Here is a 2,499-nt window from a genome sequence, read left to right on the forward strand (position 1 = left end):
AACGCAAGAACGTGGATCACCGGGACAAGCCCGGTGATGACGAGTAACGGACATCGTCGCTAAACAACAAAGAAAAACAACAATGAGCGAAACCTCAAATTTCCTCGGCATCGTCTCCGGCGGGCGCAGCCGCTCCCATGCCGAGGTCGCTGATCGTGCCGACCGCATCGCCGCCGGCCTCAGCCAGATCGGCGTCGGGCAGGGCGATTGCGTCTGCATGCTGATGCGTAACGATATCGCCTTCATCGAAGCTGCCTATGCAGCGATGCGGCTGGGCGCCTATGGCGTACCGATCAACTGGCACTTCAAGCCGGAGGAGATCAATTACATCCTGAACGACACCGGCACATCCGTGCTGATTGGCCATGCCGACATGCTGCATGCTCTGCGCGACGCGATCCCGAAAGGCGTCACCGTGCTCAGCGTGCCGACGCCGCCGGAGATCCTGTCCAGCTACAAGATCGATCCCGATCATCTGAAGACGCCGGACTTCGCGATCGATTTCGAATCCTGGCTCGCGCAGCACCAGCCCTACGGCGGCCCGATCGTGCCGCAGCCCATGAACATGATCTACACCTCGGGCACGACAGGCCATCCCAAGGGCGTACGGCGCAATGCGCCGACGCCGGAGCAGGCGGCTGCCGGCGAGCGCATGCGCGCGATGATCTATGGGCTGAAGCCCGGCGCCCGCACGATCCTGCCGGGCCCGCTCTATCACTCCGCGCCGAACTCGTTCGGCATTCGCGCGGGAAAACTCGGCGGCGCACTGGTGCTGATGCCCCGGTTCGAGCCCGAGGAATTTCTCGAGCTGATCGAGCGCTACAAGATCGACACCATCTTCATGGTGCCGACCATGTTCATCCGGCTGATGAAGCTGCCGGAGGAGGTGCGAAAGAAATACGACGTCTCCTCGCTCCGCCATATCATCCATGCCGCAGCACCCTGTCCGGCGGACGTCAAGCGCGCCATGATCGAATGGTGGGGGCCGGTGATCTACGAATTCTACGGCTCGACCGAATCCAGCGCCGTCACCTTCGCGACCTCCGAGGACGCGCTGAGGAAGCCCGGCACCGTCGGCAAAATATCGCCCGGCGCCGAGCTACGCTTCATCGGCGATGACGGACGCGTGCTGGGCGTGGGCGAGATCGGCGAGATCTATTCGCGCATGGCCGGGATGGCCGATTTCACCTACCACAACAAGCCGGAGAAGCGCGCCGAGATCGATCGCGACGGCTTCATCACCTCGGGCGACGTCGGCTATATCGACGAAGAGGGCTACGTCTTCATCTGCGATCGCAAGCGCGACATGGTGATCTCGGGCGGCGTCAACATTTACCCGGCCGAGATCGAGTCGGTTCTGCACGCGGTGCCCGGCGTGCATGATTGCGCGGTGTTCGGCATCCCCGATGCCGAGTTCGGAGAAGCGCTGATGGCCGTGGTCGAGCCGCAGCCGGGCATCGCGCTCAACGCCGGCGATATCCGCGCGCGACTGAAGGCGTCGCTCGCCGACTACAAGGTGCCAAAACACATCGAGATCCGCACCGGGCTGCCGCGCGAAGATTCCGGCAAGATCTTCAAGCGCCGCCTGCGCGATCCCTATTGGGAGCAGGCGGGGCGGAAGATCTAGCGGTCGATCTGCGCTTTGCGTGCGTCGATACCATCCTGGCAGGGACGGATTCCGAGCCTATATAGACGGGATCATCGTCTCGCGGATCATCCCATGGCTCCCGTTTCCATCCTGCTCAACCTGCTCTGGATTCTCATCGGCGGCGCCTGGATGGCGCTCGGCTGGCTGGTCGCCGCGGTCATCATGGCGATCACCATCGTCGGCCTGCCCTGGGCGCGGGCCGCGTTCAACATTGCGGTCTACACGCTGATGCCGTTCGGCTCGCGGGCGGTCAACCGCTATGAGGTCACCGGTGTCGAAGATATCGGCACCGGCCCGCTCGGGGTGATCGGCAACATCATCTGGTTCGTGCTGGCCGGCTGGTGGCTGGCGCTCGGCCACCTCCTCACCGCCCTGGCCCTCGCGATCACCATCATCGGCATTCCCTTCGCTTGGGCCCACCTCAAGCTCGCGGGCATCGCGCTCTGGCCGATCGGCAAGGTGATCGTGCCGGCCTAGGGGAGTCGTAAGCGTCCCCGCGGCACATCTTTCGAGACGCCCGCCGTTGGCGGGCCCTCAGGATGAGGGCGGAACACGTGGCTGCACCTGCAACAAATCCCGACGCAGCTCAGCCTTATCCTGAGGAGACCGCGAAGCGGTCATCTCGAAGGACGAGGCGCTTGCTCGGGTCGTGGGATGGGTAGAGCGCCAGCGAAACCGCAATGCGTCACGTTTCATTGCAACTTTTTCCCGCCTTCATTGTTGACGAGCGGCCGCGAACGCGGCCGCAATGTGCCGCGGCTGGCCCTTGGTTCATTCTTATCGGGAGGCGATTGCATGAAGTGGCTTTGTTTGATCGGCTTTGTGGCGGGGTCAGTTGCTCTAATACCCTC

General features: G+C 63.3%; 2 protein-coding genes. Both read left to right on the forward strand.

Going from position 1 to position 2,499, the window contains the following annotated elements; translation table 11 throughout:
- The first annotated feature begins 82 nt into the window (after positions 1-82).
- Positions 83-1,627, forward strand: coding sequence for an acyl-CoA synthetase (locus IVB47_RS31430; RefSeq protein WP_247467308.1), 1,545 nt, complete (start codon positions 83-85; stop codon positions 1,625-1,627).
- A 93-nt stretch (positions 1,628-1,720) separates the two neighbouring features.
- Positions 1,721-2,125, forward strand: coding sequence for a YccF domain-containing protein (locus IVB47_RS31435; RefSeq protein ID WP_027568963.1), 405 nt, complete (start codon positions 1,721-1,723; stop codon positions 2,123-2,125).
- The last annotated feature ends 374 nt before the right edge of the window (positions 2,126-2,499 follow it).

The organism is Bradyrhizobium sp. 62, assembly GCF_023073035.1.
In the GTDB taxonomy this organism is placed as follows: Bacteria; Pseudomonadota; Alphaproteobacteria; order Rhizobiales; family Xanthobacteraceae; genus Bradyrhizobium.

What these genes read in the sequence shown, in the direction of transcription:
- IVB47_RS31430 (WP_247467308.1), top strand. Translation starts at nt 83, where the DNA reads ATGAGCGAAACCTCAAATTTCCTCGGCATCGTCTCCGGCGGGCGCAGC.
- IVB47_RS31435 (WP_027568963.1), top strand. Translation starts at nt 1,721, where the DNA reads ATGGCTCCCGTTTCCATCCTGCTCAACCTGCTCTGGATTCTCATCGGC.